Genomic DNA, 5,130 nt, shown 5'->3' on the forward strand with positions numbered 1-5,130 from the left:
CCACTCCACGGTGGCCGAATGCGCGGTGATCAGTCGATCCGCCAGCGCCACCACATCGGGCCGCCGCGCGGCGGTGGCCAGGGCCTTGATGTAGCGGGCGCGGTCGAGGAGCTGGTGTTCCAGGGCGAGATCGCCGAGCAGCGCCTCGTCGAACGGCTGCGCCTGTTCGACCAGCGCCTTGATCGCGGCGACGAGCCGACCCAGGAAGGGACCGACCAGCTGCGGCACGCCGCCGAGTTCGCGAATGGCGGATTCGATGGCCTCCACCCGGCGGCGGGCATTGTCGGCGTTCTCGGACAGCTCGCGGCGCACCGCGTCGGTCCGGGCCTGCGCGACACGGGTTTCGGCGATCTGGATCTCGGTGTCGGTCAGATCGCGGACGGTACGCAGCTGGGCCAGCAGGGTCGTGATGTCGCGTGTGCTCATGGTTTTCGTCCTTAGTCGCGTTAACAAGTCGCGTTGACATCGCATCGGCGCACCATTGCACCGCTCTGGTGACTACCCCGCTGTAGCGTCCGAAACGTCGCGCCGGGCCGTGGATCCGGCCCCATCGGCCGCCGGTGCGCGCCGGATAGCGGTCGCGGAACACCGTCGCCTGACCGGACGGCGGCCGGAATGGGCGCGCCGGGCCGCGGGATAGCCCACCGACATGAGCAGGGCACTGGCGAGGTCGTCGCGATCCTCGATGCCGATAGCCTTCTTGACCCGATCCTCGTCCCAGCCGTTCACGGGCGAGGCGGCCAAACCGAGTTCAGTGGCGGCGAGCATGGTGTAAGTGGCGGCGATCACGGCGTCCTTGACGGCGTCATCGCGCAGCAGGTCGCGCTCGGCCAGCGACTGCTGGAATCGGCTTGCCGCCGTGTCGAATCCGGAGATGAACTCCTCCGTCCAGGCGCCATTGCGGCGGGCCAGGTCGAAACGTCGGTGCGGTCGGCGCGCCACGCCTGCGGTTCGGCGACGAAGACCAGCATGACGGGGGCCTCCCGCGGCTGCGGCTGTCCGTCGGTGGCCCGGACCTCCGGATCGGTGACGACGACCAGCGAGCGGTCCTGGAGATTCCAGCTGGAGGGCGCCGCCACGGCCAGTTCGGCCAGGGTGTCGAGAGCGGCGGCGGACACCGGGTCCGGGCGGTAGTGGCGGATGGTGCGGCGGGTACGGATGGCCGTGGCGACGGACATGATGTCGGTCAGGTACGAACTCACCGCACTCGGCCGCAGTCTCGCGGAACCGATCGCGGCACTGCGAGACTGGGCCGAGCGGAATATCAACGAGATAGAGCGGGCGCACGCCGCGCCCGAATGAGCGGGACCGCCACCCCGGCCGCCCAGAGTGCGACCGCGATGTAGACGATCTGCTCGGGCAGGCGGAACCACAGCGGTGTGGCCGGGTCACCATTGAGCGGGATGTCGTTCACCGCCGCGTAGATATTCGCGGGGGTCATGAGCACGAGCAGCACGGCCAGGCCGATGCCCGCGATGCGGCGGGTACGGGTCACGATCAGCCCCAGCGCGCCGAGCAGTTCCAGGACCCCGGTCACGTAGACCAGGGCACCGGGGAACGGCAGGGCCGACGGGACCATGGTGGTCAGGTCGTCGTGGCTCGGCATCACATCGATGCTGTCGGGCGCGAAATGCGCCGCGCCGGTGAACATCAGCAGTACGGCCAGGCCGTGGGCGAAGGACACCCGCCAGGTGCTGAAGCGGCGGACGCCGAGTGCGCCCAGCAGGCGGAAGGCCAGGGTCGGGACGACCATGAGCATGAGGGTTCCGAACATGAGACGTTCGCAATCGAATCGGTGGGCACGGCGGGATCAGGCCGCGAATTCCGCTGCGGGGGTGCGCTCTTCGAGGAGTGCGGGGCGGGGGCGGCCGGGCAGCAGCAGGGCGATGAGGCCGCCGACCGCGACGATGGCCGCGCCGACCCACACGGCGGGCACCAGCCCGTCGGTGTAGGCGGCCGGGCTCAGATACGAGCCGTGGGAGGAGAAGACCGACGCCAGCACCGCCACGCCCATGGCCACGCCGACCTCGCGAATGGTGTTGTTGGTGCCGGAGGCCATGCCCTGATCGGCGGGGTCGGCGCTGGCCATCACCACCGCCGAGGCGGGCGCGAAGGTCAGGCCCATGCCGATACCGCCCAGCAGGAACGGCGGCACCAGGGCGGCGTATGCGACGTCCCCGGTGGTGACCAGCGCCATCCAGGCCAGCGCCGCCGCCAGGCACAGCTGGCCCACCGCGATGAGCACCCGCGCCCCCACCCGGTCGACGACGAGTCCGGCCAGCGGCGCCACCACCATCGGGGCCAGCGTCCACGGCAGCGTGCGGATACCGGATTCCAGCGGCGAGAGTCCCTGCACCACCTGGAAGAACTGTGCCAGCAGGAAGATCGAGCCGAAAACGCCGACGGAGAAGGCGAACAGGGTCGCGTTCACCGCACTGAACCCGCGCGACCGGAACAGCCGCAACGGCAGCATGGGTTCGGGCGCGCGCCGCTCCCACAGCACGAACGACAGCAGCAACACCGCACCGCCGACCAGTCCGGTGAGCACCCCGGCCGAGGTCCAGCCGTCGTCCGCCCCGTGGATCACGCCCCACACCACGGCGAGCACACCGCCGGCCGAGAGCACCAGTCCCAGCACATCCGAACGCCGTGCGCCGCCGAAGGATTCGCGCAGCGCCCAGGCCGCCAGCGGCAGCGCCAGCAGTCCGACGGGCACATTGATCCAGAAGATCCACTGCCAGCTCAGCCCGTCCACCACGGCGCCGCCCACCACCGGACCGAGTGCGACACCGAGACCGGAGATGCCGCCCCAGATGCCGATGGCGGCGCTGCGCATCCGTTCCGGCACCGCCGCCGACAGCAGGGTCAGCGACAGCGGCATCACCGCCGCCGCCCCGAAGCCCTGGATCGCTCGAGACAGGATCAGCATCCACGGTTCGGTGGCAAGCGCGCAGGCCGCCGAGGCGAGGGTGAACAGCGTGATACCGGCCAGGAAGACGCGGCGGCGGCCCAGTCGGTCGCCGAGGGCCGAGGCGGTGAGCAGCAGCGTCGCGAACGACAGCGTGTACGCGTTCACGAACCATTGCAGGTCGGTCAGGGACGCGCCGAGTTCGGCGCGGATGACCGGCAGCGCATTGGTCACCACGAGGTTGTCGAGCGTGACCATGAACATGGGAATTCCGACCGCGGCCAGGACCGCGGCGAGGGGACGGGGTGTCGCCGTGGGCGCGACGTCCGGGGCGCTGGTGAGGGTGGAGGACATACCCGAGATCCTTAAGTTGTTATCCACTGATAACTTACTGCCGAAAGAGTATGCATCCGCTGATAACATGTCAAGGCATACCGAGACGGAGGAGATGGCGGAGATGACCAGGACCCGGATGACGGCGAGCGAACGCGGCGAACAGGTGCTCACCGCGGCGATCGGAGCCTTCGCCGAATCCGGTTACGCCGCGACCAGAACCGATGAGATCGCGCGCCGCGCGGGCGTCTCACAGCCGTATGTGATCCGCCTGTTCGGCGGTAAGCGACAGCTGTTCCTGGCGGCGCTGCAGCGGGTGTGCGACCGCATCGAGGAGATCTTCCGCACCGCCGCCGCGGCAGCCGCCGCCGACGCCGCACCCGCCGAACGCCTGGCCGCCATGGGCGAGGCATTCCACACCTTCCTCGCCGAACGCGAACTCGGCCTGGTGCTGCTGCACGGCTTCGCCGCCAGCTCCGATCCGGAGATCGGCACCGCGACCCGCGACCGCTACGGCCGGATGTACTACCTGGTCCGCGACCTGACCGGCGCGTCGGTGGCCGAGACCCGCCGCTTCATGGCCACCGGCATGCTCCTCATCGACATGGCCGCCATGGGAGCCATCACCGGGGACGGCTTCGGCACCGAGTGGGCCGCCGAGATCGTCACCGACCTCGCCGAACACGACGACTGAGCCCTCGATGTCGTGGTGTCGAGGGGTCCCCGCGCACGGCACAGCGAATGCCATTGCGCGCAGGGGAATCCGGACCCGCGAGCCGATGCTGGACGAGGGCGAGACCGCCACCTGGCGGCGGCCCGCCGATCGCCCCCCGGGGGGCGGCCGTGCCGTGGGTGGAACGCACTATCCGAGTTCCGCCCGGCTGCGCGTCGACCCGCGCGAGGGTGCGCCCGAACTGTTCGTCATCGGCATGCTCGACAAGACGGTCGACCCCTCCGCGCCGCCCTCGGCTAGCGGCCCCGCCCGCGGTGCTGGACCCGGGCGCTCGCGTACAGGCAGATGGCCGCGGCGGCGGCCAGATTGAGGCTTTCGGCGCGACCGCGGATGGGAATGCGCACCCGGTGGGTGGCGCGGGCGGCGACGGCACGGTCCAGGCCGTGCGCCTCGTTGCCGAACAGCCAGGCGACGGGGCCGCGCAGGATGTCGTCGGCGTCGTCGAGGTCCACCTCGCCGCGGGCGGTGGTGGCCAGGACGGCGATACCGGCCGCCTCCAGCGCGTCGAGGGTGGCGTCGATATCGCGTTCGCGGGCGACGGGTACGTGGAAAAGGCTTCCGGCGCAGGCGCGGACGCATTTGCCGTTGTGCGGGTCCACCGAATCACCGGCCAGGACCACACCATTCGCGCCGACCGCGTCGGCGACCCGGATGAGGGTGCCCGCATTGCCGGGGTCGGCCATCGCCACCGGCACCGCCAGCATGCGCGGCGACGCGTCCAGCACGGTGCTCAACGGCACGTCGACCTGGCGGCAGACCGCGACCAGGCCGGGCGGAGTCACCGTCTCCCCCAACGTTTTCGCCGCGCGGTCGCTCACCAGCGTGGTGCGCACGCCCGTCGCGGCCGCACCGGCGACCAGTTCATGTTCACGTCCAGCCGCCTCGGCGGAGTAGAACAGTTCCTCGACGCGCCCGGTGTCCAGCGCAGCCGCCACCGAATTGGCTCCCTCGGCGAGGAAGAGCCCGGTCTTGCGGCGAGTGTGGGCGCGGTGCAGTTTCACCGCGGCGACGACCCGCGAATTGCGCCAGTCGATCGCTTCAGCGGTCACGGCCGCCCCATCCTTTCGCCACGGACGACGACCCGGTGTCGACACCGATGCCGGGCCGGGGACCAGTGGCGGTGCGCGCGTCCGACGAGTCGAACCGGCCTCCGACA

The 5,130-nt window shown here is 70.6% G+C and carries 7 protein-coding genes and 1 pseudogene; 2 read left to right on the forward strand and 6 right to left on the reverse strand.

Annotated elements, in window-relative coordinates:
- The 3 genes and pseudogenes from QK444_RS32275 to QK444_RS32285 all read right to left on the reverse strand — a co-directional run.
- Window positions 1-426 (reverse strand): annotated as a pseudogene (locus QK444_RS32275) (ferritin-like domain-containing protein); the annotation flags it as partial.
- 72 nt (window positions 427-498) lie between these two features.
- Window positions 499-789 (reverse strand): nitroreductase family protein, encoded by a 291-nt coding sequence (locus tag QK444_RS32280; protein ID WP_349239555.1) that lies wholly within the window; start codon window positions 787-789, stop codon window positions 499-501.
- Window positions 786-1,202 (reverse strand): nitroreductase family protein, encoded by a 417-nt coding sequence (locus tag QK444_RS32285; protein WP_282785846.1) that lies wholly within the window; start codon window positions 1,200-1,202, stop codon window positions 786-788. Before QK444_RS32285 ends, QK444_RS32280 begins: the two co-directional genes overlap by 4 nt.
- On the opposite strand from QK444_RS32285, the gene QK444_RS32290 reads away from it, so the two are divergent.
- Window positions 1,180-1,302: a winged helix-turn-helix transcriptional regulator gene (locus QK444_RS32290; RefSeq protein WP_282785852.1), complete on the forward strand. Its 123-nt coding sequence runs from the start codon at window positions 1,180-1,182 to the stop codon at window positions 1,300-1,302. The genes QK444_RS32285 and QK444_RS32290 overlap by 23 nt on opposite strands.
- Here the strand turns inward: QK444_RS32290 and QK444_RS32295 are convergent.
- A complete protein-coding gene (locus tag QK444_RS32295; RefSeq protein WP_282785847.1) occupies window positions 1,265-1,774 on the reverse strand; it encodes a DoxX family protein in 510 nt (169 codons plus the stop codon). The two genes, QK444_RS32290 and QK444_RS32295, sit on opposite strands and share 38 nt — an antisense overlap.
- Window positions 1,775-1,810: 36 nt before the next feature.
- Window positions 1,811-3,262, reverse strand: a complete 1,452-nt coding sequence (locus QK444_RS32300; RefSeq protein WP_282785848.1) for an MFS transporter — start codon at window positions 3,260-3,262, stop codon at window positions 1,811-1,813.
- A 67-nt stretch (window positions 3,263-3,329) separates the two neighbouring features.
- Here QK444_RS32300 and QK444_RS32305 point away from each other — a divergent pair, with 67 nt between their 5' ends.
- The gene (locus QK444_RS32305) at window positions 3,330-3,935 is read left to right on the forward strand and encodes a TetR/AcrR family transcriptional regulator (RefSeq protein WP_282785849.1); all 606 of its coding nucleotides are present in this window, start codon (window positions 3,330-3,332) and stop codon (window positions 3,933-3,935) included.
- Between the two features lie 275 nt (window positions 3,936-4,210).
- On the opposite strand, the gene QK444_RS32310 is transcribed toward QK444_RS32305, so the two are convergent.
- Window positions 4,211-5,023: an RNA methyltransferase gene (locus QK444_RS32310; protein ID WP_282785850.1), complete on the reverse strand. Its 813-nt coding sequence runs from the start codon at window positions 5,021-5,023 to the stop codon at window positions 4,211-4,213.
- Window positions 5,024-5,130: the final 107 nt, after the last annotated feature.

Origin of the sequence: Nocardia sp. CC201C (assembly GCF_030010695.1) — a bacterium.
In the GTDB taxonomy this organism is placed as follows: domain Bacteria; phylum Actinomycetota; class Actinomycetes; order Mycobacteriales; family Mycobacteriaceae; genus Nocardia; species Nocardia otitidiscaviarum.

Bases quoted from the DNA above. Each gene is read 5' to 3' on its own strand.
- QK444_RS32290 (WP_282785852.1), top strand. From the start codon at position 1,180: ATGTCGGTCAGGTACGAACTCACCGCACTCGGCCGCAGTCTCGCGGAA.
- QK444_RS32295 (WP_282785847.1), bottom strand. From the start codon at position 1,774: ATGTTCGGAACCCTCATGCTCATGGTCGTCCCGACCCTGGCCTTCCGC.
- QK444_RS32300 (WP_282785848.1), bottom strand. From the start codon at position 3,262: ATGTCCTCCACCCTCACCAGCGCCCCGGACGTCGCGCCCACGGCGACA.
- QK444_RS32305 (WP_282785849.1), top strand. From the start codon at position 3,330: ATGTCAAGGCATACCGAGACGGAGGAGATGGCGGAGATGACCAGGACC.